The following is a 23333-nucleotide window of genomic DNA, read 5'->3' on the forward strand; positions in this document are numbered from 1 at the left end:
GTGGAGGTAGCCCGTGGGGGCGCACAGCTCGGGAGTGGTACCATCCACCAGCACGGACCGACGGTGGTATCGCATCGTCGGCGGCGCTCCGCTCACCGGCTCGGTCGAAGCGTCCGGGGCCAAGAACTCGGTCACCAAGCTGCTCGTCGCCACCCTCCTCACGCCAGAGCCGTGCACCCTGACCCGGGTGCCTCGGATCGCCGAGGTCGACGTGGTCCTGGGCATRCTCGCCGAACTCGGCACCCAGGTGGAGTGGCTGGACGAGCACACTGTGCGACTCGCCACCGAAAAGATCATCGACGCGTCGCTGTCCGAGGCCTACTCCGGGGTCAACCGGATACCGATCCTGATGATGGGCCCGCTCCTGCACCGCGTCGGCGAAGCCGTGATCCCGCTGCCCGGCGGTTGCCGGATCGGCAAGCGTCCCGTCGACTTCCACCTCGCCGGCCTGCGTGCCATGGGTGCGGAGATCGTCGAGCAGCTGCGTTCCGTCCAGGTCAAGACGCTGGGTCTGCACGRCACCCATGTCGCGCTGCCGTTCCCGAGTGTCGGCGCGACCGAGAACCTGCTCCTGGCCGCGGTCCGGGCGCAGGGTACGACCGTCATCTCGAATGCGGCGGTGGAACCGGAGGTCATCGACCTCATCATGTTCCTGCAGCAGATGGGCGCCCTCGTCGACGTGGAAGTCGACCGCACGATCGTGGTGCAGGGGGTCGACGCACTGCGGGGAGCCACCCATGCCCCGATCCACGACCGCATCGAAGCCGCGTCCTTCGCCTCGGCCGCGGTGGCCACCAACGGCAGGGTGGAGGTGGTCGGTGCCCGCCAGGAACATCTGGCGACCTTCCTCAACCACCTCCGCCGGCTCGGTGGCGAGTTCGAGGTCACCCCGCGGGGCATGACCTTCTTCCGGGCCCAGCCGTTGACCGCGTCACATGTGCAGACCGACGTACACCCCGGGTTCATGACCGACTGGCAGCAGCCCCTGGTCGTCCTGCTCACCCAGGCCAAGGGTGCCTCCGTGATCCACGAGACGATCTACGAGGACCGRTTCGGATACACCAGACAACTGGCCGAGATGGGCGCCGACATCGCCCTGTCGACCCTGTGCCTCGGTGGGAAGGCCTGCCGGTTCGCGTCCCGGGACTTCGAGCATTCGGCGGTCGTGAGCGGGCCGACCTCCCTCACCGGCGGTGATCTGGCGATCCCCGACCTGCGCGCCGGCTTTGCCTACGTGCTGGCCGCGCTGGTGGCCGACGGCACCAGCATCATCCGCGGGACCCGTTTCCTCGAACGCGGTTACGAGGACCCGGTGGGTAAGCTGCGCTCGATCGGAGCGTTCATTGACACGCAGGCCGTGGGTTCGCCCCCGGCACCGACCACGCCCCGACCTGACCGGAACGACGGTGCTGCCGGGCCAGGCGCATGCAGGTGAGGCGCGTGCAGGCCAGGCGCATGCAGGTCAGGGACACGCAGGTCAGGGACGGAGCCGGTACTCCGGGCCCGGCTCCCGACTCATCAGATCCTTGACGGCCTCCATCGGGGGAAGACCCTCATAGAGGACCCGTTCGACCTGGCGGGTGATCGGCATGGCGACGCCCAGGTCATCGGCCATGGCGAGCAGGGGGCGGCAGGAGCGCACCCCCTCGGCGACCTGCTGCTGTTCGGCCTCCACCTGCGCGAGCGTGAGGCCACGCCCGAGTTTCTCGCCGAAGGTGCGGTTGCGCGAGAGCGGGGAGCCGCAGGTCGCCACGAGATCCCCCAGTCCCGCCAGTCCCGCGAATGTCATCGGATCGGCACCCAGCGCGACCCCGAGTCGGAGGGTCTCGGCCAGGCCGCGCGTCATCAACGAGGCGAGGCTGTTGGTGCCGAAGCCCATTCCCTCCAGCATGCCGGCAGCCAGTGCGATGACGTTCTTGATCGCTCCGCCCAGCTCGCAGCCGATCACGTCGGTGTTGGTGTAGGGGCGGAAATAGGGCGTCCAGCACGCCGCCTGGACGGCCTCCGCCGTGCTCGTCGAGGTACTGGCGACCACAGTCGCCGCCGGCTGCTCGGCGGCGATCTCGGGCGCCAGATTCGGACCGCTCACCACCGCGATCCGGTCCGGCGACACGCCTGTGACCTGCGTGATGACCTCGCTCATCCGCAACTGGCTGCCCACCTCCACCCCCTTCATCAGGCTGACGTAGACGGCGTCGGGCCCAATCAGGGGCGCCCATCCGGCGAGGACGGAGCGCAGCGCCTGAGACGGTACGGCCAGCACCACGAACTCCGCGCCGGCCAGCGCCTCCCCCGCGTCGGACATCGCGCGCACCCGGTCCGGCAGCTGGATCGCCGGCAGATAGCGCGGATTGACCTGGCGGGTGTTGACCGCCCGGACGATCTCAGGGTCACGGGCGACCAGGTTGACCCGTGCTCCGGCATCCGCGAGGACCTTCGCGAACACACTTCCCCAGGACCCGGCCGTAAGCACCGCGGCCCGTCTCACCTGGTTCCCCAGGAAACGTCCGGCCGAGCGGGGGGAGTGATCGCGACCCCGACGATGGGTACGAGGAAGGCGCCACCGATCGAGGCGTTTTCTACCTTGTGGCGGGAATCGACAATAATTGTGCCCTCCGGATGGATCGCGTGCYTGGTATCGACGCCCGGCCGGCTGGACACCTCGCATCGCGCCGCGTCCGCCGCGTCCTCACTCTGACCGTAGACGCCGATCTGGCGGGTACCACGCAGGATGCGCCGCATGCCGGGGACGCGCCACGGCTCCGGCGTTCAGCCCGCGCACGCAGGACCCGGCGCACCGCGGGGTCGGCATGGCCTATGGTCGCCTTCGTGTGGCTCCCACGAAACGGAGTGTCCTGGACGGTCGTGCTGCCGCTGAAGAACCTCACCCGGGCGAAGACCCGGCTGGACCGCCCCGACCGGAGCCGGCTGGCCCTTGCGATGGCCTTGGACACGGTGATGGCGGTACTTGAGTCCGAGACCGATCTGGTCGGCGCCGTGATGATCGTAACGAACGATCGGACGGCCGACCACGCCCTGTCGACTCTCCTCAATTCCCACTATATTGGCGCAGATCAACCGAATCTTTCCCCGGCTGCGAGGAGTGCTCGGCTCGTCGTGATTCCGGACGAACCCGACCGAGGTCTCAATCCCGCTCTGGTGCACGGCGCCGCGCTGGCCTCGGCCCGCTGGCCCACCCGTGCGGTGGCTGCCCTCTCCGCCGACCTTCCCGCGCTGCGCCCCCCCGAGCTGCATCAGGCGCTGTCCGAGGCGAGCCAGCACCGTCGAGCGGTTCTCGCCGACGCGACCGGAACGGGAACCGTTCTGCTGACCGCGTCGGCCGGCGCCACCCTGCAGCCCGCATTCGGACCACACAGTCACGCCACGCACCGTCGCTCCGGAGCGGTGGATCTGACGGGAACCCTCGGTGGCTCGGTACCGGGACTGCGACGTGACGTCGACACGCTGGCGGATCTGGCGCAGGCCCGGGACCTGGGGGTAGGCCGGGCCACCAGGGCGGCGCTGACCGCCGGGTATCACTCCCCGCTCGTGGCGGAGGACYCCGGCGGATCCGGCGGCGAATCGGGCACCTCGGCGGAGTCAGGGCTGTCCGTACCACCGGGGATCGTAGGCGGAACCCAGCGCCGGATCGTGAGCGACGCGAGCGGACCAGGTCGGGCGAAGAAGTATCCCTGACCCAGCTCGCAACCCAGCTCCTCGAGCTCGGCGATCTGTCCTTCCCGCTCGATGCCCTCGGCCACGACGACGGCACCGAGGGCGTGCGCGAGACTGATCATCGATCGACGCATCGTCGCCACCCGGTGTCCGTCCCTGGGCGGTGGTTCGAGCAGCGTCCGATCGAGCTTCACGACGTCCACCGGCAGTTGATGGAGGGCGGCCAATGTGCTGTGGCCGGCACCGACATCGTCGAGCGCGACCGCCACCCCCAGCGCACGAACCTCGTTCAACACCTCGCGTGCGCCGCGCAGATCGTCAATCCGGCTCGTTTCGGTGATCTCGACCACCAGCCTGCCCGGGTCGAACCGACTGGCCGCCAGCGCCTGGGCGACGCTGTCGAGCAGCGTGGTGTCGGCGATCCTGCTGGCTGAGACGTTCACGTGCAGCCGCAGTGCCGAGGCCGGGTACGCCACGGCGACCTCCGCGCAGGCCTGGGTGAGGACCATGTCGTCGAGGGCGCCGACGATGCCGCCGTCCTCCGCGGCCGCGACAAAGGTGCCCGGTGGCACCGGTCCACGCCCCGGCTCCGTCCATCGGGCGAGGGCCTCCAGGGCGACCGGACTGCGATCGCGCAGCCGCACGATGGGCTGGTAGTGCACGTCGAAGCCGGCCGACCGTCCTCCCCTGCGCAGGGCGGTGGCCAAGGCGTCGGCGAGGTGCGTGCCGGCGCTGGGCGGGCACAGTCCGGGCCGGTAGACCACCAGACGGTTCTTTCCCGTTCGTTTTGCCGTGTGGACGGCCGTGTCGGCCCGCCGGAGCAGCGCCTCGGTGGTCTCCTGGGTCCGGCACGCGACGACCAGCCCCACACTCCCGCGGACCGGCCAGAGGTGACCGGCGGCCTGCGCCGGCTGGCGCAGCGCGGCCAGGACCCGTTCGGCGACGGTCTCGGGCAGTTCCCGCCCACCGTCCAACAGCACGGCGAACTCGTCGGAGCCGAGCCTCGCCACGGTGTCCGACGTGCCTACGCAGTGTCGTAGCCGTTGCCCGACCGCGCGCAGCAGATGATCACCTGCGGCGTGCCCGAGGCTGTCGTTGACGACCCGGAAGTCGTCGAGGTCGCAGTACAGGACGGCCACGTCACGGCCGTCGTGGCGGCTCGCGGCGAGGGCGTCGGTGAGCCGCTGGTGGAACAGGGTGCGGTTGGCCAGCTCGGTCAACGGGTCATGGGATGTCCAGTGCCGCACCTCGTGCTCGGCCTCGCCGACCCGGCTCGCCAACCGCTGACTCACCCGCAGGGTCGTCAGCTGCCGGACGAGGACGGTGAGGACGAGCGTCRCACCCCCGATAATCTCGACCGGATCGAGAATGACTCCGCCGTGGGCCCGCCCCAGCAGAAGCGCCGCGACCACGGCCGCGGCGACATAGGGGACCGCCGGCCACAGCCATCCGAGCAGTTCGCCGTGAACGGGCCACCGGCGAGACCGGCGGCCGTCCTCCCAGCCGTTCTCCCGGCCGTCCCCCCGGCCGGCACGCGATGCCGCAAGGACGATCAACAGGGCACCGGCGACCGAGCAGGAACCCGTCATCGTGGGATCCCTGCCGTCGAGCTGAACGATCCATACGCCGGCGACCGCGAGGCACACCAGTCCGGTTCCGGCGATCGCGACGGCGGGCAGGTCCACCGGTTGCCGGAAGCCTGCCACGTGCAGGAATGCGATGATCAATAGCAGCACGACGATCGGATGCGCAACCGCGAGGAGATGCTCCACCGGCTGCGGCGGGCGGGAGGAGTCCACTTCGTCGATCCCGGCGAGCACCCCGGACCAGGCGAGCAGGAACAGGGAGTTGCCGAGTATGACCTCGTCGAACGCGGTGGCCGGACTGGCGCGCGGGTAGGCGGCGGCCACCCCCTCGCCGCCCGCCCCGGCGACGCGGGTGAGCCGCGAGGAACTCGGCGGCCAGCGGTGGGTGCCCCCGGCGAGGCCGGCCATCCCTGCCGGCGCCAGCACGCCCGCGCGCGGTCGTGATCGACGCGCCCGACCCGCGGGAACAGCCGCGAAGGCGGCGAGTGCGAGGACCGGCATGGCGAGTTGGCCGGCGTCGGTGAGATACCCGGCATCCGTCGCCGTCCGCCCTCCGACCGATGCCCCGTCCCAGCGGTGCAGCATCCATCCGGCCTGTCCAACCGTCCAGGTCGCCAGCGCGAAGGACAGCCACACCAACCAGCGGCCCCGTACTCGACCGAGACGGCGACCGGCCCGGGCACAACTCAGTGTCGCGGTCAGGCCCGCGGCGATCGCGGCGGCGTCGACGAGCATCCCTCGTCCCGCCCTCCTCCCCCTGTGCTGGCCGCCTGGGGCAGTCGGCCGCCTGGGGCAGAGGGATCCGACCGGACCACGGAAACGGCCCGCTACATCACGATAAGGTACAAACGAGCGCGACGGCGCTTCTCGGCACCGTAGCGCGTGATCGCTATATCACAAAGAGTAGGCGAATACTTCGCGTGCCGCGCGGTCTCTGCCAGTGTCCGGATCGGGGTCAGACCGGCGATGCGGGTCCCGCCCGGCCCCCGCTGCCAGAGATGCCACATCGATGCTGCCGAGTCCATCGGGGACTGGCACCATCTACAGGCATGAGCGAGCTGATGGCGACCCGTCCTGAACAGCCTCAGCGCAAGGCCCGCAGTGGCCTGCTCGAGCCCCTGGAGGCGCCGCGTCAGCCGGCGCCGTCCGACCTGCCCGCCGGCCGCTTCATCAACCGGGAGGCGTCCTGGCTCGACTTCAACGCCCGGGTCCTCGCGCTCGCCGAGGACGTGTCCACGCCCCTGCTGGAGCGCGCGAAGTTCCTAGCGATCTTCGCCAGCAACCTGGACGAGTTCTACATGGTCCGGGTCGCGGGGCTGATGCGACGCGAGGCGACGGGACTGGCCGTCCGCTCCGCCGACGGGCTGACCGCCCGGGAACAACTCGATCTCATCAGCACGATGACGGCCGAGGTCACCCGGCGGCATTCGCGATGCTTCACCGACGAGGTGGGGCCGTCGCTGGCCCATGCCGGGATCAGCATCCGGTTCTGGCCCCAGCTGACCGAGACCCAGCGTGATCAGCTGCACCACTACTTCCACGAACAGATCTTCCCGGTGCTCACTCCCCTCGCCGTCGATCCGGCGCACCCCTTCCCCTACATCAGCGGGCTGTCGCTCAATCTGGCCGTCCAGGTCCGTGACCCGGGCGGGGAGGTCGACCGCTTCGCCCGGGTGAAGGTGCCCCAGAACGTTCCTCGGCTGGTCCCCGTAGCGGTGGAGCCTACCGACACGGCCGGTGTCCCGGGGGGTCTGGCCCCCCAGGCGAGCGCATGCTTCGTCCCGCTGGAGGAAGTGATCGCTGCCCATCTCTCCCAGCTGTTCCCGGGCATGGAAGTGATCGACTCCCATCTGTTCCGGGTCACCCGCAACGCCGACCTCGAAGTCGAGGAGGACGAGGCGGAGGATCTGCTCCAGGCTCTGGAGCGCGAGCTCGCCCGGCGCCGGTTCGGTCCCGCCGTCCGCCTGGAAGTGGACGCCGACATCGATGATGATCTGCTCACCCTGCTGATGCGGGAGCTGGAGATCACCGAGCGCGAGGTACATCGGGTCGCCGGCCTGCTCGACCTGTCGACCCTGTGGGCTCTCTACGACCTCGACCGCCCGGAGCTGAAAGATACGCCGCGGGTCCCGATCACACATCGGCGGCTGACGACCGATGACGGCGAGACACCGGACTTCTTCAGCGTGCTCCGGGAGGGCGACATCCTCGTCCACCACCCGTACGACTCGTTCACCACGTCCGTTCAGCGGTTCATCGAGCAGGCGGCGGCCGATCCGCATGTTCTCGCCATCAAGCAGACGCTCTATCGCACGTCCGGGGACTCCCCCATCGTGGATGCCCTCATCGGCGCGGCCGAGGCGGGAAAGCAGGTCGTCGTCCTCGTCGAGATCAAGGCCCGGTTCGACGAGAGCGCCAACATCCGCTGGGCCCGCGAGCTGGAACGGGCCGGCTGCCACGTGGTCTACGGTCTCATCGGCCTGAAGACCCACTGCAAGACCTGCCTCGTGGTACGCCAGGAACGCGGCGGCCTGCGCCGCTACTGCCATGTGGGTACCGGCAACTACAACCCCAAGACCGCTCGGCTCTACGAGGACCTCGGGCTGCTGACCGCCGACCCGGGCGTGGGCGCGGATCTCACCGACCTGTTCAACGTCCTCACCGGCTACAGCCGACAGACGGAGTACCGCTCGCTGTTGGTCGCCCCGCAGCACATGCGGGACGGCATCCTGCAGCGGATCGAAGCCGAGGCCCAGGCTGCCCGGGGGGGCGGGGAGTCCGGGATCCGCATCAAGGTCAACAGCCTTGTCGACGAACAGGTGATCGACGCGCTGTATCACGCCTCCATCGCCGGGGTACCCGTGCACTGCCTGGTCCGCGGGATCTGCGCCCTACGTCCCGGAGTGCCGGGCCTGTCGGAGACGGTCCACGTGCGCTCGATCCTGGGGCGGTTCCTGGAGCACAGCCGGGTCCTCGAGTTCACCTCGTCTGGCGAGTTCTGGATCGGCAGCGCGGACATGATGCACCGCAATCTCGACCGCCGTATCGAGGCACTCGTGCGCGTCCCGCACCCGGACCGGCGAGACACCCTGCGGCAGATGCTCGACCATGCGTTCTCCGACGAGGTGTCCGCCTGGGTGCTGCAGTCCGACGGCCGCTGGGAACGACGCACGACCGGGCCGGACGACGTTCGCCTGTCGGACTACCAGCACGACCTGATGGCCGACGCCATGCGGCGCGGGCACCGGTAAGCCCGGCGCCCGCACCGATGGTCAGTCGTTGCTCGCCGAGACGCTCGACTTGAACTCGGAGCCGGGCCGGAACTTCGGCACGACCGAGGCAGCGACGTGCACGGGCTCACCCGTCGCCGGGTTACGACCTGTGCGGGCGGCCCGTTCCACCCGCTCGAACACGCCGAAGCCGGTGATGGTCACCTTCTCTCCGCTCGCGACGGCCTCCTGAATGGCGTCRAACACCGCGTCGACGGCCTTGGTGGCGTTCGACCGCCCGCCCTCGATCTGCTGGGCGATGCGGTCAACCAACTGGGACTTGTTCACAACAACCTCCGGACGCCCCCCGCGGGCGCGGGGTGGGGAGCAGATCGGGCATCACACTGCGCTGCACCGTAGGCATCTCCACTGTCGAGGGCAATTCCCGTGAGCGTGTCGCGTCACACAAACCCGCACGTCAACGGGTTCGCTCCGGTGGGCGACGGGATGCGTAGGGTCCGGGCGACATAGCCCGTTCGRCAGATTAATTACGTTCAGTAGCGAGAATTGCCTTCTGGTTTGGGCGCAATGTCACCCTTTGGTAGCCGGATGCCCCCGACATCGCTGATGCCACTCCGATGGGTAGCTACCCGGAAGCCGGCCGCGACAGTCGCTTCATCCCCACAGAGATGGGGAACGCCCCCCCGGCGCACCCGCCACCCATCCCACCTTCCTGAATGTGAGATCCGACACGCACCACCGTGAACCCCCGACCGAGAGCGGATCCGACTCCGTCCCCGCGGATGGTGCGGTGCTCGGGAACCGGCGCACCCGGACGCCGGTGGCCGGGTGACAGCCCCGGGCGTTAGGCGGTGGTCGGCGACCAGGCGGGCCGACCGGCCTCGAAAGAGGTGATCATATCTTCGTGGCGAAGGGTCAGCCCGACGTCGTCGAGCCCCTCCATCAACCGCCAGCGGGTGAAGTCGTCGAGGTCGAAGGTGGCCACCAGCCCCGCGCCCCGGACCTCGCGCGCGACGAGATCGACAGTGATCTCGATCGTGGGATCGGCCTCGACCGCGGACGTGAGTGCCTCGACCGTCTCAGCCGACAGCTGCACCGGCAACAGGCCGTTGCCGAGGGCGTTGCCGCGGAAGATGTCCGCGAACCGGGGCGAGAGCACGGCACGGAACCCGTAGTCCTGCAGCGCCCAGACGGCGTGCTCCCGCGAGGAACCGGTGCCGAAGTCCGAGCCGGCCAGCAGGATCGACGCCGCGGCGTACGCTGGTTCGTTCAGCACGAAGCCGTCGTCGGCGCGCCACTGCGCGAACAGGCCGGCGCCAAATCCCGTCCGCTCGATCCGCTTGAGCCACTCACTTGGAATGATCTGATCGGTGTCGACGTCGCTGCGGCGCAGCGGCACCGCGCGCCCGGTGTGAATCGTGAACGCCTCCATCGCGGAAACGCTCCCCTCTCAAAGAAGTCGTGGATGAACGACGGTCGCCGTCGTGCGTGGACCGACGATCCACGCCGGGCGCGCTACAGATCCGCCGGAGCGGTCAGCCGACCGGTCACGGCGGTGGCCGCGGCGACCGCGGGCGAGACGAGATGGGTGCGCCCACCCGGCCCCTGCCGGCCCTCGAAGTTGCGGTTCGACGTCGAGGCACTGCGCTCGCCGGGCCGAAGCGTGTCGGGGTTCATGCCGAGGCACATCGAACAGCCGGCGCTGCGCCACTGCGCTCCCGCCGCTCGGAAGACCTCGTCGAGCCCCTCCGCCTCGGCCTGCGCCTTCACCGCCATGGAGCCGGGAACGATCAGGACCCGGACCCCCTCGCTCACCCGCCGGCCGCGCAGCACGTCGGCGGCGGCGCGCAGGTCACTCAGGCGCCCGTTGGTGCACGATCCGATGAACACCGTGTCGACGGTGACGTCGGACAACGGGGTGCCGGGGGTGAGGCCCATGTAGGTCAGCGCTCGTTCGACCGAGGCCCGCGCGGCCGCGTCCGGGTAGTCGGCGGGCGCGGGAACCAGCGATCCGAGCGGTGCGGCCTGGCCCGGGTTGGTTCCCCAGGTGACGTAGGGCGTGAGGCTCGCGGCATCGATCACGACCTCCCGGTCGAAGACCGCGTCGGAGTCGGAGGCGAGGGTGCGCCAGTAGGCCACCGCTTCCTCCCAGGCAGCACCGGTGGCGACACGCGGCCGCCCGGCGAGATACTCGAACGTGACGTCGTCGGGCGCAATCATCCCGGCGCGCGCGCCGGCCTCGATGGACATGTTGCAGACCGTCATCCGGCCCTCCATCGACAGGGCCCGGATCGCCGCACCGCGGTACTCGATGACGTGGCCGGCACCACCGCCGGTACCGATCCGCGCAATGATCGCCAGGATGAGATCCTTCGCGCTGACCCCGACGGGCAGGTCGCCCGCCACGGTGATCGCCATCGTCTTCGGCCTGCGCTGCGGCAGCGTCTGGGTCGCGAGGACGTGCTCGACCTGGCTGGTGCCGATCCCGAAGGCCAGCGCCCCGAACGCGCCATGGGTGGAGGTGTGGCTGTCACCGCAGACGATCGTCATGCCGGGCTGGGACAGCCCGAGCTGGGGGCCGACGACGTGCACGATGCCCTGGCCCGGGTCGTTCATCGGGTACAGCCGCACGCCGAACTCGGCGCAGTTCTTCCGCAGCGCCTCCACCTGGGCCGCCGAGATCGGATCGGCGATCGGCGCCAGCGTGTCGGTGGTGGGGACGTTGTGATCCTCGGTAGCGAGGGTCAGCTCCGGACGCCGCACGGGCCGCCCGGCCAGCCGCAGGGCCTCGAACGCCTGCGGCGAGGTGACCTCGTGAACCAGGTGCAGATCGATGTACAGCAGATCCGGTTCACCGTCGGYGCGCCGCACCACGTGGGCGTCCCAGACCTTTTCCGCAAGTGTGCGCCCCATGGGCAACCCATTCTCCCCTCTTCTGGCGTGGTGATGAGTTTCCCTCTCCCACAGCTTGTTGTCTCATGATGTGGGATGACAGTATCAATGTGTGAAACAGCTTAGCGGAGTCGGAGTCCTGGACAAAGCAGCCCTCGTGCTGACCGCCGTCGAGGCGGGACCGGCGTCACTGGCTGATCTGGTGGCCCGAACCGGGCTCACCCGCGCGACGGCGCATCGGCTGGCACAGGCTCTCGAGGTCCACCGCCTGCTCGGCCGGACCGCCGACGGCCGCTTCGTCTCCGGGCCGCGGCTCGCCGCGGGGACCCCGACCCCCTTGCCGTGGGACCTGCTGGATCGGGCCGGCCGGGTTCTCGCCGAGCTTCGTGAGGTGACCGGAGAAAGTGCCCAGCTCTATGTGCGGCGCGGGGCCCTGCGCCACTGCGTCGCCGCCTCCGAACGCGCCAGCGGCCTGCGCGACACCGTGCCCGTCGGCGCCGCACTCCCGATGACCGCGGGGTCCGGTGCTCAGGTCCTCCTCGCCTTCGCGGCGCATCCCGAGCCGGAACTGCTCGCCGGAGCCCTGTTCGACGAAGCTGTCCTCCGCCGGGTGCGCGATCGTGGCTGGGCGGAGAGCATCGGGGAACGCGAGAGGGGGTTGGCGTCCGTGTCCGCCCCGGTGCACGATGGCACGGGAACGGTGATCGCGGCAGTGTCCCTGTCGGGACCGGTGGAGCGGCTCACCCGGTCGCCGGGGCGCCGGCACCGCGCGGCGGTCCTCGCCGCGGCGGCCCGGCTCTCGACACCGGCCGTCGGCTGACACACCACTCGTCTATATCCACTCGCCTGCATCCACCCGCCACCAACCGCCGGCCACCGGACGTCGGCCACCAACCGGTGGACCACCGCAACTTTTCCCCGGCCACAAAACACGCGACCGGACCTTTTCGTCGGCCGTTCTTGCCATTCGCCATTTTGAATCCCCCATTCGGACCCCACGCCCGCGACTGCCCGGGCTACATCTGCCGGTGGCGGGCGGCGGCTCCACCGCGCAGGGGTATCCCCCGCCGCGCGGCTTCGCCGCCCTACGTCGTAGCCTGTTCGAGTCGTCCGTCTCGGATGATCGGAACAGTAGGCCGGATGACCCATGCGGGTATTGGCATCTAGTGCAAGCGATACAGCTCGCCCGCGCACTGGTGCGCTCGTCCGGATGACGCTGCGGGCTCCGCCCACGGGCCGCCGCCGCCCGCAGCGGCGCCGTCGTAGGTTCGGCCGCCCCGGGCGGCGCCAAAGAAGGGGACAACGCGCGGTGCGCAAACTGGGTTCGCGGTACGTGCTGCACGAGATACTCGGGCAGGGTACGACCGGCCAGGTCTGGCGGGGCGCCGCCGTCTCGGACGGTGCTCCCGTGGCCATCAAGGTGYTGCGCCCCGAGCTCGCCGACGATCCCGAGATCGTGGAGCGCTTCCTGCGTGAATGGGACCTTCTGATCGACCTCGACAGCCCGGATCTCGTCGCCGTACGCGATCTGGTGAACGAACCCGACGTGCTCGCCATAGTCATGGATCTGGTTGACGGTCCCGACCTGCGGACCCATCTGCGCGAGTTCGGGCCTCGACCGGTGGAGGAGGCGGTCCGGCTCGTCGTCGGCACCCTGTGGGCGCTCGACAGCGTGCACGCCGCCGGCGTCGTCCACCGGGACGTCAAACCCGAGAACATACTCATCGACACTTCCGATCCGGCTCATCCGATCGTGCGCCTGACCGACTTCGGGATCGCCCAGATGATCAATGGTTCGTCCCGGACCAGCGTCACCGGGCCGATCGGGACCCCGCTCTACATGGCTCCCGAGCTGAGCACGGGCGCGCCACCCACCCCGGCAGCGGACGTGTACTCGGCGGGAGTCGTGCTGTACGAGCTTCTCGCGGGTTCGCCGCCGTTCGACTCCCCCAACCCGGCCGAGCTCCTGCRGGCGCACCGCGAAAAACAGCCCCAGCCCATCCAGGGTGTGCCGGCGCCGGTGTGGGGTGTGCTGGCCGGAATGCTCGCCAAGTCCCCGAGGGGGCGGCCCGTGAGCGCCGCCGACGCGGCCGAGGACCTGGTCGAGGCGCTCGAGGCCAGCCGTTGGGGGGGCGGCTACGCGTCCAGGCCAGGCAGCCATGCCGAGCATGACAACCGAATCCAGCTCTCCGCACTCGCCGGCGCGTCCGCGGCCCGAAGCGCGGATCATTCCCCCGCCACGGGAACGCAGCGCGTGGTGCGCTCCGCCGCCGTGGCCGCGGCGGGGGGCGCGGGATGCGTGGTCGGGGCGGGCGGCGCGGTCGGCGCAGCCGCCTGGTCCGACCTGGAGCACACGCAGATCGCGGGCAGTCCGCTGACCACCACCACGCAGGCCGGTGGCACGCAGGCCGGTGGACGGGAGGGCGGCGTCGAGCGCACCCGGATGGCCCCGGCCACCGGCGGCCGGGGAGGGTGGGACGGTGACGCCCCGACCGGCATGCAGCCGGCGCTGCGGGTCCCGGCCCGCTCCGACGCCCCGGCCGCGGACACGAACACAGTCATGTCGGCGATCCCGGCGAACCACCAACCCGGCCCCCCGATCGGTGGGGCCGCGGCCGCCTCGCGGGCGGCTGCCGACCGGCGGCGGCGTAGCCGGATCGCGGCGGGTGCGGGCCTTGTCGTCGCCCTCGTCGCCGGTGCCGGCGGCTGGGCGCTCGCCTCCAGCGGGGGCACCGGCGCGGAACTGAGCGCGGACGGTCCCGGCGGGGTGTCCGCTGCGGCGGCCTCGGGCGGTTCCGGCTTCGGAACCAGCGGAGCCGCTCCGGGCGTGGCCGTTGGGGTCAACCCGACGAGCCTCTCCGGGGGCGGGGCGACCCCGCGGCCCAGCGCGAAGGGATCTCCCTCTCCCGGCGCCGGCACGGCGCCTGCGGCCAGCCCCACGGGGGCCACGCCGACGAACAGCCCGACGGCGCGGAGCAGCCCGTCCCCGTCACCCACCGACGACGGCACGGCGACCGTTCCCAACACCGAGGGCAGCTCGTTCACCACGGCGGAGAACACCCTGAAATCGGCGGGCTTCACGAACCTCAGTAAGGCCTTCGGGTGCTACGGCGCCGGTGCGGTCGACACCGTCGCGCACCAGTCCCCGAAGTCGGGGAAGATTGCCAAAACAGCCACGATTAACCTGCAGGTTGAGGATTGCGCGCAGGTACCCGGCGTCATCGGAATGACCGAGTCGGACGCCAAGTGGCAGCTCACCCTCGCCGGTTTCACCTCCACCGCGGTCAACGGGTCATGCAGCAACAGCGAGACCAGCAAGGTGTCGGCGTACTCCCCCACCGGACAGCGTCCACGCCATTCCACGACGGTGACGTTGACCCTGGCCTRCACCAAGCCCCCAGCGTCCGCCCCGGCCCCGACCCCCACATCGACATCGACATCGACGGCCAGGACCTGAACGCCTGACCATCGGGCCGCCGGCGGGGCAGGTCCCGGCGCCTTCCCGGCACGGGGATCAGCCCGGCACGGGGATCAGCCCGGCGCGGGGATCAGCCCGGCGCGGGGATCAGCCCGGCGCGGGGAACGGTCTTCCCGCCCCGCTCAGCCGAAACGGTCCATGGGCAACGAGCGGATGTCGTCCCGGGAACCAGCGAGTGGCCCGCCGGTAAGCCGTGGCTTACCCGGCTCCTCGTCAACCCGGATACTGCGCGGCAGGGGCATCGGAACCGGCAGTTCCGCCTCAGGCTCCGGCGCGAGCGCCGCCAGGCTGGTCGCCGCCCACAGGTCCACCTCGACGATGATCTCGCCGTTCTCCGAGGACATCCGCAGCCGTCCCCCGTGTACCTCGACGAGGCGTCGCACGACATAGAGCCCCATGCCGGCCCCGTCCGTGGGGCGGGTCGCCGTGCTGTCCCGCTGGGTGAACGGTTCGAAGAGCTGGCGGATGGTGTCGGGGTCGAGATCGGGCCCGGGATTGCGGACGCGCAGGACGACCTCGTCGCCCACCCGGCCGGCGATGAGCCGTACCGGCGCTCCCGGCCAGGAGTGCACCAGCGCGTTGTCGACGAGGTTCGCGACCACCTGGATGAGGGCCTGCCGGGCCATCCGCACCGGCAGCTCTGGCGGAAGATCCACCGTCACGCTGCTTGGCGACCCGGCGTACGAGAGCGTGGCGAGCACGTGCCGGACGACCTCCGGCAGATCGGCGATGGTGGTCTCGTCCGTGCCGGTGGCCGTGGCGGCCGTGAGCATGTTCTCCAGCAGGCGGGAGAGGCGATCGGAGTAGTTCACCGCCGCATCGAGCAGATCGTCGAGCTGGGTGTCCGAGAGCCGGTCGCGACGGCGCTTGATGGTCAGCAGGTTTCCGCGGATACCGGTCAGTGGCGTGCGGAACTCGTGCGACACCGTCGCAACCAGGTCGCTGCGGATCCTGTCGGTCTCCTCCAACCGGGCCATCAGGCTCTGCTGACCCTCGTAGAGCTGCTGCCGGTAGTGCTCCACCCGGCGGCGGGACTGCTCGTTGTAGTGCCAGAAGACCATCTGTGCGCAGGCAAGGGCGAAGATGAAGCCGGCGTGCAGGCCGGCCACCAGCCAGGCGTTGTCCAGCAACTCCCCGTCGGCCGAGATGATGTTGCCGATCGCCAGATTGGCGACGAACACGAAGGCGATCGCCAGCAGGTAGACGGTCCACTCCTCGTAGAGCGCGATCAATGCGACGACCACGAAGAAGTGAAAGTACATCGGGGTGAGGCCGCCCGAGAGATGGACGAGGACGACCGAACAGCACAACAGCCCGAGGCTGGCGGCCAGGGCACGGACCCGACGGCGGCCGGGCACCACCGCGGAGGCGAACAGCAGCGCCGGCAGACTGGCCGCCAGAAAGCCGTGCACGAGGCTCAGGTCGCGCCAGATCGCGTAACAGACGATGACCGGCGGGTGCATCGCCAGCACCAGGCACATCAACGTGTGACGGGCTGTCCAGTCCTCGATGGGCAGACCGCGGCCCTGGGGAAGCAGCGAGGTGATGCGCCGGGCAACTCCCGGCAGGACGTCCACCTGCTCCGGTGCCGATCCCGGCGGACGCAGCCGACCAGCATGGCGGGCGGCGCGCCCCACATGCGCACTACCATGCCGACGCCGTGCGCGTTCGGGTGTCGATGGACTGACGGTGGACATCCGCGCAAGTTTGTACCGATCCGGTGCTGGAGCACCATGGTTGTCAAGGGTGGTGTCGCATGGCGACAGTGCCCAGGTTTGACTAGGCCATCTGCACCACCTGGTACCGGGCTCAACGGAGCATGGCGCGGACCTCGCTCTCCCCGCCAGGCTGTGGTCCGCGGGGTGGCCCCGAGACGGCCCCCCATGGAGGAGGACACCGTGCCCTCAGTGGCCCTGACAGCCTCGACCGCTTCCGCGATCGCCCCGTCGACCGCGGGTCGGATCGGCCCGCCGCAGCCGGGTGCCACCGACGATCCCGCGCTGACCGCCGTCATGGCCCGAGYCGCGCGCCCCCAGCTGCGCCTGGTGGCCTCGACCCCGGACACCGAGATCGAAGTGGTCCACGGCCGCGGAGGCCCGGCGTCCTGCGGCTGCCGCGCGTGCACGATGGCCCGCCACCCCGCGGCCATGCTGCGGTTCGAGGTTGTGCGGTAGGCCCGGATCGCGCCCGACATGACGATGGCCCCCGGAGAGGAATCCGGGGGCCATCGATGGTCTTGGTGCGAGGGCGCATCTCTCACCCTCTGCGAAGAATCAAAGATAAAATCACTGTGTAGCCCCGACCGGATTCGAACCGGCGCTACCGCCTTGAGAGGGCGGCGTCCTGGGCCGCTAGACGACGGGGCCAAGACTCTGGTTCTTACTTACGCGCTTACGCGCGTATCACACCATACAGCCGTGTCACACTATACAGCATAGCGGCCAGTTTCAACCGAGCGGTAGATCTGGTGCAGCTGGGGTACCAGGACTCGAACCTAGACTAACGGAGCCAGAATCCGTTGGGCTGCCAATTACCCCATACCCCATGGGCCCTGTCCGGGCGCTGCCTACTGTACCTCATGCAGAGGGCACATCAGCGCGCCGGGGTGCCGATGTACGCCGGTCATCCCCGTCACGTCCCGTGGCTGGGGCATCGGGAACGACCGRCAGCCACCCGATCCACGGCCACCCGGCGGAGGATCGCACCGCGGGCGCTAGCGAGCCGTCACCGGGTTAGTGAGCGTCCCGATGCCCTCGACTGTCACCGCCACCGTCTGCCCCGGTGACATCGGCCCCACGCCCGCGGGCGTTCCGGTCAGCAGCACGTCGCCGGGTAGCAGCGTCATGGCCGACGACAGGTAGGCGATCAACGAGGGGACGTCGCGCAGCAGCAGGCCGGTTCGGGAGCTCTGGCGCAGTTCGCCGTCCAGGGTGGTGCGGATGGGCAGATCCGCCGGGTCGAGATCCGTCTCGATCCAGGGACCGAGGGGGCAGAAGGCGTCATGGCCCTTGGCCCGGGTCCACTGGCCGTCYGCCTTCTGCTGATCGCGAGCGGTCACGTCATTGGCGCAGGTGTAGCCGAGCACCACCTCGAAGGCCCGTTCCACCGGGACGTCACGGCACAGCCGGCCGATGACGATCGCCAGCTCGCCCTCGAAGTCGACCCGCTCGCTGTCCGACGGAAGGATGATCGGATCGCCCGGGCCGGCGACACTGGTGGAGGGCTTGAGGAAGAGGATCGGACGCTGCGGCGGGGTGTCACCGCCCATCTCCTGGACATGGTCGGCATAGTTCTTGCCCACGCAGAGCACCTTGCTCGGCAGCACGGGAGCGAGCAGCCGCACGTCGCCGAGCCCCCGGCGGACGCCGGTGAAGGAGAACGGACCGAACGGATGCGGGGTGATGCCGCGGATCACGGCCGTACCCGCCTCGATCGACCCCTCCACGACCCCGAACCCAGGCTCCGAACCATCGGTAAACCTCGCGATACGCACCCCCAAACCGTACCGAGCCCGCGGAAGGCGCTGACACGACCGGCCGGTGGGCGGCCCCGCCACGCCGCGGGTATGACTTGTATGACCGACATGACCACGGCCGGGGCCTGATCAGGTTCGCCAGAACGGTGACGAGTGACCGAGAATCAGGCCAGAATCCGCGCCTGGTCCACCGCCTGGTCCACCGCCTGGTCCACCAGCGGATGGCGGCCACCCGGTCCCGCTGTCCTGTACTGACCAGAGCCGACGCGGACGGCCGACATCACCGCGGAGCTACCCGGCAAGCTACCCGGCAGAGGACCGGCAGARGAAAGGAAAGGAAGACGGTGAGCGAGACCGACACCACCCCCGTCTACGACGTCGGCGCACCCGAGCCGAAGCCGATCGACGAGGAGCTGAGCGTCAAACTGGGCCACCTGGCCGAAGACGCGATCCTGCGGGGTAAACCCAACGGCGACGAGCGGTGCGACAACTGCCTGTACTACCTGGACACCGACAAGGACATCGCCTACTGCTGGCACCCGAAGCTGCGCGTTCTGGTCGGCGGCGACTGGTGGTGCCAGTGGTGGGAGGAGATCCCGCAGGACTGACCGCACGTAGCCGGCGGACCGGCCCGCGGCGGCGGGCTGCTCCGCGGGCGATACGCCGGGCCCCACCCCCGGGCGCGGCCCGCCCGGGGGTGGGGCCCGGCGTCAGGGCGCGACCGGGTCCGGGCTCTCCCCCTGCCGCCGCAGTCCGTAGTCGACAGCGTCCTCCAGGGCCGCCCAGGAGGCTGCGATGATGTTCTCGTCCACGCCGATCGTGTCCCAGCGCTCGCGGCCGTCGCTGGTTCCCAGCAGGACCCGGGTCACCGCGCCGGTCCCCTGCTTGCCGTCGAGGATCCGAACCTTGTAGTCCACCAGGTCCAGATCGGCCAACCCCGGATACGCCTTCTCCAGCGCGTTGCGCAGTGCCGTGTCGAGAGCGTTGACCGGTCCGTTCCCCTCCGCCGTCGCGACGTGGCGTTCGCCGTGCGAGGTGAGCTTCACCGTCGCCTCGCTGGCCACCTCGCCGCCCGGACGCTGCTCGACGATGACGCGCCAGGATTCGAGGGTGTAGAACCGCTGCCGGCCGGTCACCTCGTCGCGCAGCAGGAGTTCGAAGGAGGCCTCCGCGGCCTCGTAGACGTATCCGGCTGCCTCCCGCTCCTTGACCAGGTCCACCACCCGTCCGAGCGCCTCACGCTGGTTCGACAGGTCGAGGCCGAGCTCACGGCCCTTCAGTTCGATGGTCGCCCGACCGGCGAGTTCCGAGACCAGCATCCTCATGTCACTGCCCACGACCGCCGGGTCGATGTGCTGGTACAGGTCCGGATCGACCTTGACGGCACTGGCGTGCAGGCCGGCCTTGTGCGCGAAGGCGCTGGCCCCGACGTACGGCCGGTGCGGGTCGGGCACGGAGTTGGTGACCTCGTCGATCGCGTGAGAGACCCGGACGAGCTCACGCAGCCGCCCGGGCGGCAGCACGGCCCGGTCCAACTTGGTCTCCAGGCCCGCGATGACGCTCAGCAGGTTGGCGTTCCCGCACCGCTCGCCGTAGCCGTTTGCGGTGCCCTGCACGTGGGTGACGCCGGCCTCCACCGCCACCAGGGTGTTCGCGACCGCGCAGTCGGCGTCGTCGTGGCAGTGGATACCGAGCCGGGCGCCGGTTGCGGCGAGGACATCGGCGACGACCGCGCCGATCCGCGTCGGGAGCATGCCGCCGTTCGTGTCGCACAGCACGACGACCTCGGCACCGGCCTCGGCCGCAACGGAGACGACCTCAAGAGCGTAGTCGGGATACACCCGATGGCCGTCGAAGAAGTGCTCGGCGTCAACGAACACCCGCTTTCCCTCCGCGCGCAGATGCGCGACGGTGTCCCGGATCATCGCGAGGTTCTCGGCCGGGGTGGTGCGCAGGGCACGTTCGACATGGCGCAGATCCGACTTGGCGACCAGGCAGACCACCGAGGTCCCCGCGTCCCGAAGCGCCGCCACCTGGGGGTCGTCCGCGGCGGCGCGGCCCGCCCGCCGGGTGGCCCCGAAGGCGGTCAGCACGGCGGTCGTCAGGTTCAGTTCGCCGCGCGCCCGGGTGAAGAACTCCGCGTCCTTCGGGTTCGATCCCGGCCAGCCGCCCTCGATGAAACCGACGCCGAGATCGTCCAGGTGACGGGCCACCGCGAGTTTGTCGCCGACCGAGAGCGACAGCCCCTCCTGCTGGGTACCGTCCCGCAATGTCGTGTCATAGACGTGCAGGGAATCGGGATCGTATGGCCGCACGGGGCGCCCCTCCGCAAGGATCTTGGGTCGTTCCGCCCCGGCCAAGCCGAGCGGTCCGGACAACCTCCGGCACGCCGAACCGAGCAGAGTTCGGGAACCTGGGGCCGCCACGCGCCCGGTCCCAGGGGTCAGCGACCGAAGCGCGCGACGGAGACGGGTTCGCCGCCGGGTGACAAGCCTACGATGTAACAGGCCCGACATGTGACGGGTGTGGCGTGCGCCATAGCGGAGGATCTCAGTCCCCCGCGAACCGACGTAGCCGGTCGACCTGCAGGATCGTGATGGTCTGACCTTCCGAGAGGATCCAGGTCCTCCGCTCGAACTCGCGCAACGCCTGGTTCACCGACTGGCGGGAACCGCCGAGCAGCGAGGCGATCTCGGTCTGTGTGAGGCCGAGTTCGATCACTGGACGCCCTGCCTCCCGCATCCRCAGCAGGAGCAACTTGGCCACRCGTCGCGGCAGATCGAGGAAGACGAGGTCGGCATTCGCTCCGGTGAGGCGTCGCACGTGCGCCACCAGTGCTCGGATGAGCTGCTCGGCGACGGYCGGTCGTTCCCGCACGAGTTCCCACACCGCGGTGCGGTCGAGAACCAGCGCGGTACTCGGTTCGAGCGCCTCGACGCCGGCGGACCGGGTCCCCCCTTCGACGATGTTGAGTTCTCCCAGGGTTTCCCGTGGCCCGACAATGTTCAAAACGTGATCACGGCCGTCATCGGCCTTCGTGAGCACCTTCAACCGTCCGGAGGCGACCACCAGAAGGGTGTCAGCGGGTTCGCCTTCCGTGAAGACAACCTGTCCACGCCGGAAACGTCGCGTGACGGCTCGTGTGGCGAGCCGCAACAGGTCCTCCTCCTGCAGTTCCTTCAGCAGCGTGGTCGCTCGGAGCAGGGCGACCGCCTCGTTGTCGTGCATGCGGTGACCGTAGCGCCGTCCGCCTGCCTCATGTTCCCCAACTACCCCGGACGACGGGATCGGATGCGGCGGCAGACCGCAAGCATTCCCGGCGTACGACACAGTCGACATCATACCGTAACATGATGACTACTCCAGCAACGTACCACGTCGCGCATGGAGAGGATTCCGGCTACGCCACCACCCGAGGTAACGATAAGGTGCCGAAAACCACCTCGCAGCATCGCGGCAGCCGCCTCGTCCAAGGACCACTCCGGATCCGCGAAGACGACATCGCGGGTGAGATGGTCACCCGCGATCTCGACATCCGGATCCTGAGCCGCGGCGATCGACCGCAGAACGTCCCGTTCGGTCAGGATCCCGTAGCCCTCGCTGTCCGCATCGTGGACGACCGCGGCACCGACCTTGCGCGCCGCCATCAGCCTCGCCGCCTGGCGAAGCGTGTGCCCCGGGCCGATCATGAGAACAAGGGAACTCATACCCTCCGAAACCCGCACGACGCCCTCCCGACGCTTGTGCATTCGTGAAAACTGCTACTCGCGACGGTAGGCCCTGCCTGCCGTGTTGACCAGAGCACACGATGCTTCGGCATGGGCATTATGTGAGCCCGGCCACGCGGGGCCGGGCTCACGGCCCTGGCCGGGACGCGGGGCAACGTGGAACGCCCGCGACGACGCCGGCCACGGCGTTATTGCTGGACGAACTCGTTCCACTCCTGGTATCGGTCCAGTTCCCCTCGGGTCGCGCGGTGGAAGATCTCCAGCAGCTCCCGGGTGACGGGGCCCGGCTTCCCGCTCCCGACCTGCCGGTCGTCCACCTCGACGATCGGCACGATCTCGGCCGCCGTGCCGGTGAAGAACGCCTCGTCAGCCAGATAGAGGTCGGTGCGCACGATGTGCTGCTCGATCACCTCGTACCCCTGGTCGGCGGCGATCCTCATGATCGAGGCGCGGGTGATGCCACCGAGCGGACCGTCCGTGAGGAGCGGAGTGATGACCTTGCGTCCGGAGACGATGAAGACGTTTTCCCCGGTGCCGTCGGCGATGTGGCCGTTGGGGCTGGTCAGAATTGCCTCGTCGTAACCGGCCTTGACCGCCGCGACCTTCGCCAGGGACGAGTTGAGGTACTGCCCGGACGCCTTGGCCGCCGGCGGCGTGATGTTCGGGTCGTTCCGCTTCCAGGAGGAGATCATCGCGCGGACGCCGTTCTCCTCCGCCTCCTCGCCAAGGTAGGCACCCCACGGCCACACCGCGATCATGACCTCGACAGGAGAGGGCAACGGATTGAGCCCCATCTCACCGTAACCGAGGTGGATCAGCGGCCGGATGTAGCAGGAGGCGATGTCGTTCACCGCGATGGTCTCCTTCGTCGCCGCGACGACCTGCTCCGGCGTGAAGGACGGCTCCATCACATAAATCTTGGCACTGCGGTAGAGACGGGCGATGTGGTCCGTCAGCCGGAACACGGCGGGCCCCTGGGCCGTCTCGTAGCAGCGGATGCCTTCGAACACACCCCACCCGTAGTGCAGGGTCGGGTTGAGCACGTGGATGCGGGCGTCGTCCCAGTCGACGAACTCTCCACTCATCCAGATCTTCGAGGTTGGGGTGATAGGCACGGCGACTCCAGGCCAAAGTGCGACGAAGCGAACAGGAGATGACGAATCCGCCGATCTTCGCCGTGGTGGGGCCCTGTCGGCTGCCGTCTTACCGGATCTACGGCTCCCGTAGAGAATAACCACGACGCACCTGGACCGGAAGGGCCCCGCGGCG

The 23333-nt window shown here is 69.6% G+C and carries 17 protein-coding genes, 2 tRNA genes and 1 pseudogene; 7 read left to right on the forward strand and 13 right to left on the reverse strand.

What is annotated here, in order from left to right:
• The first annotated feature begins 13 nt into the window (after positions 1-13).
• A complete protein-coding gene (murA, locus tag KBI5_RS02565) occupies positions 14-1435 on the forward strand; it encodes a UDP-N-acetylglucosamine 1-carboxyvinyltransferase (RefSeq protein ID WP_085014211.1) in 1422 nt (473 codons plus the stop codon).
• Positions 1436-1477: 42 nt separating this feature from the next.
• Here the strand turns inward: murA and KBI5_RS02570 are convergent, their stop codons facing one another.
• Positions 1478-2488, reverse strand: coding sequence for an NAD(P)H-dependent glycerol-3-phosphate dehydrogenase (locus tag KBI5_RS02570; protein ID WP_011437990.1), 1011 nt, complete (start codon positions 2486-2488; stop codon positions 1478-1480).
• A gap of 329 nt (positions 2489-2817) precedes the next feature.
• Between KBI5_RS02570 and cofC the strand changes: the two are divergent.
• Positions 2818-3501, forward strand: a pseudogene (gene cofC / locus KBI5_RS02580) (2-phospho-L-lactate guanylyltransferase); the annotation flags it as partial.
• A 35-nt stretch (positions 3502-3536) separates the two neighbouring features.
• Here cofC and KBI5_RS02585 read toward each other — a convergent pair.
• Positions 3537-5996, reverse strand: a complete 2460-nt coding sequence (locus tag KBI5_RS02585) for an EAL domain-containing protein (protein ID WP_085014213.1) — start codon at positions 5994-5996, stop codon at positions 3537-3539.
• A gap of 314 nt (positions 5997-6310) precedes the next feature.
• Here KBI5_RS02585 and KBI5_RS02590 point away from each other — a divergent pair, with 314 nt between their 5' ends.
• Positions 6311-8512 carry an RNA degradosome polyphosphate kinase gene (locus KBI5_RS02590; protein ID WP_035731292.1) on the forward strand — a complete coding sequence of 734 codons (2202 nt, stop codon included), beginning with the start codon at positions 6311-6313 and terminating at the stop codon, positions 8510-8512.
• Between the two features lie 21 nt (positions 8513-8533).
• Here the strand turns inward: KBI5_RS02590 and KBI5_RS02595 are convergent, their stop codons facing one another.
• From KBI5_RS02595 to leuC, 3 genes are all read right to left on the reverse strand, one after another.
• Positions 8534-8818, reverse strand: a complete 285-nt coding sequence (locus tag KBI5_RS02595; protein WP_011437995.1) for an HU family DNA-binding protein — start codon at positions 8816-8818, stop codon at positions 8534-8536.
• Positions 8819-9335: 517 nt separating this feature from the next.
• A complete protein-coding gene (gene leuD / locus KBI5_RS02600; RefSeq protein WP_011437996.1) occupies positions 9336-9923 on the reverse strand; it encodes a 3-isopropylmalate dehydratase small subunit in 588 nt (195 codons plus the stop codon).
• A gap of 83 nt (positions 9924-10006) precedes the next feature.
• On the reverse strand, positions 10007-11404 hold the full coding sequence (leuC, locus tag KBI5_RS02605; RefSeq protein ID WP_085014214.1) for a 3-isopropylmalate dehydratase large subunit: 1398 nt from the start codon (positions 11402-11404) through the stop codon (positions 10007-10009).
• A 91-nt stretch (positions 11405-11495) separates the two neighbouring features.
• Between leuC and KBI5_RS02610 the strand changes: the two genes are divergently transcribed.
• Positions 11496-12203 (forward strand): IclR family transcriptional regulator C-terminal domain-containing protein, encoded by a 708-nt coding sequence (locus tag KBI5_RS02610; RefSeq protein WP_011437998.1) that lies wholly within the window; start codon positions 11496-11498, stop codon positions 12201-12203.
• 489 nt (positions 12204-12692) lie between these two features.
• The gene (locus KBI5_RS02615; RefSeq protein ID WP_085014215.1) at positions 12693-14840 is read left to right on the forward strand and encodes a serine/threonine-protein kinase; all 2148 of its coding nucleotides are present in this window, start codon (positions 12693-12695) and stop codon (positions 14838-14840) included.
• Between the two features lie 143 nt (positions 14841-14983).
• Here KBI5_RS02615 and KBI5_RS02620 read toward each other — a convergent pair whose 3' ends face one another.
• Positions 14984-16558 carry an ATP-binding protein gene (locus tag KBI5_RS02620; protein WP_043590672.1) on the reverse strand — a complete coding sequence of 525 codons (1575 nt, stop codon included), beginning with the start codon at positions 16556-16558 and terminating at the stop codon, positions 14984-14986.
• Between the two features lie 201 nt (positions 16559-16759).
• Here KBI5_RS02620 and KBI5_RS02625 point away from each other — a divergent pair, with 201 nt between their 5' ends.
• Positions 16760-17035, forward strand: coding sequence for a hypothetical protein (locus KBI5_RS02625; RefSeq protein WP_198537462.1), 276 nt, complete (start codon positions 16760-16762; stop codon positions 17033-17035).
• Positions 17036-17154: 119 nt separating this feature from the next.
• Here the strand turns inward: KBI5_RS02625 and KBI5_RS02630 are convergent.
• The 3 genes from KBI5_RS02630 to KBI5_RS02640 form a co-directional block, all read right to left on the reverse strand.
• A tRNA-Glu gene (locus KBI5_RS02630) sits at positions 17155-17227 on the reverse strand.
• A 107-nt stretch (positions 17228-17334) separates the two neighbouring features.
• Positions 17335-17406, reverse strand: a tRNA-Gln gene (locus KBI5_RS02635).
• A gap of 168 nt (positions 17407-17574) precedes the next feature.
• Entirely contained in the window at positions 17575-18354 is a 780-nt protein-coding gene (locus tag KBI5_RS02640) for a fumarylacetoacetate hydrolase family protein (RefSeq protein ID WP_035941105.1), read from the reverse strand.
• 326 nt (positions 18355-18680) lie between these two features.
• On the opposite strand from KBI5_RS02640, the gene KBI5_RS02645 reads away from it, so the two are divergent.
• Complete coding sequence (locus tag KBI5_RS02645) at positions 18681-18944, forward strand: hypothetical protein (protein ID WP_011438003.1); 264 nt, start codon at positions 18681-18683, stop codon at positions 18942-18944.
• Positions 18945-19046: 102 nt separating this feature from the next.
• Here the strand turns inward: KBI5_RS02645 and cimA are convergent, their stop codons facing one another.
• The 4 genes from cimA to ilvE form a co-directional block, all read right to left on the reverse strand.
• Positions 19047-20651 carry a citramalate synthase gene (gene cimA / locus KBI5_RS02650; RefSeq protein ID WP_023840242.1) on the reverse strand — a complete coding sequence of 535 codons (1605 nt, stop codon included), beginning with the start codon at positions 20649-20651 and terminating at the stop codon, positions 19047-19049.
• 235 nt (positions 20652-20886) lie between these two features.
• On the reverse strand, positions 20887-21564 hold the full coding sequence (locus KBI5_RS02655; protein ID WP_085014216.1) for a Crp/Fnr family transcriptional regulator: 678 nt from the start codon (positions 21562-21564) through the stop codon (positions 20887-20889).
• Positions 21565-21674: 110 nt separating this feature from the next.
• Complete coding sequence (locus KBI5_RS02660) at positions 21675-22061, reverse strand: CBS domain-containing protein (protein ID WP_023840243.1); 387 nt, start codon at positions 22059-22061, stop codon at positions 21675-21677.
• A gap of 191 nt (positions 22062-22252) precedes the next feature.
• Positions 22253-23179 carry a branched-chain-amino-acid transaminase gene (gene ilvE, locus KBI5_RS02665; RefSeq protein WP_011438007.1) on the reverse strand — a complete coding sequence of 309 codons (927 nt, stop codon included), beginning with the start codon at positions 23177-23179 and terminating at the stop codon, positions 22253-22255.
• Positions 23180-23333: the final 154 nt, after the last annotated feature.

This window comes from Frankia sp. KB5, assembly GCF_002099325.1.
Lineage (GTDB): Bacteria > Actinomycetota > Actinomycetes > Frankiales > Frankiaceae > Frankia > Frankia casuarinae.

What these genes read in the sequence shown, in the direction of transcription:
- KBI5_RS02590 (WP_035731292.1), top strand. Translation starts at nt 6,311, where the DNA reads ATGAGCGAGCTGATGGCGACCCGTCCTGAACAGCCTCAGCGCAAGGCC.
- leuD (WP_011437996.1), bottom strand. Translation starts at nt 9,923, where the DNA reads ATGGAGGCGTTCACGATTCACACCGGGCGCGCGGTGCCGCTGCGCCGC.
- KBI5_RS02620 (WP_043590672.1), bottom strand. Translation starts at nt 16,558, where the DNA reads ATGTCCACCGTCAGTCCATCGACACCCGAACGCGCACGGCGTCGGCAT.